The following is a 535-nucleotide window of genomic DNA, read 5'->3' on the forward strand; positions in this document are numbered from 1 at the left end:
ATTAAGATATAACTGAAAATTGGTATTCTCTTCTGTTATTAAAGGAATACTTTGGCTTAAGTCATCTTCAAACAAGTGGATTGCAGTTACTCCAGCTCTTTGGAACGTATCTATTATTCCCTGTACATTATTAACAATAAGCGCAGCAATTTGCTCATACCATTCCTTATCATAAAATACTAGTTCCGTACTCATAAAAGTAGTATGACCTAAAGGTTGAACTTGAATTAAATCTTCAAAAGAAACCTTTCTATATGATTCTAGCACATGGTACTTTTCAATCAATATCTCAGATAGTGGGATATATTGTTGAAATATTTTCGAATCCGTTATACATCTTAGAAACGAAAAGAGCTTTTGGCCTGTTGGATTTGTAAGTGATACAGGTATAGACACTTTTTCCATTAAATTATCTGGCAATGAAGACAAATCAACCACAAAAATACTTTTATCTTCAAGTCGCACTCTCTCATATTCAGATGGTGCTTCTGAACTTACCAAGAAATTAGAAGGTCTTTCAGCCACACCATAAAAT

1 protein-coding gene is annotated in these 535 nt (G+C 32.7%); it reads right to left on the reverse strand.

The genetic code is table 11. The annotated features are described in order from the left end of the window. Positions 1 to 535: hypothetical protein (locus tag JQM82_RS16065; RefSeq protein WP_235251424.1), on the reverse strand; the 535-nt coding region annotated here is incomplete at both ends.

Origin of the sequence: Faecalicatena contorta, from assembly GCF_021531995.1 — a bacterium.
GTDB lineage: Bacteria > Bacillota > Clostridia > Lachnospirales > Lachnospiraceae > Dorea_A > Dorea_A contorta_A.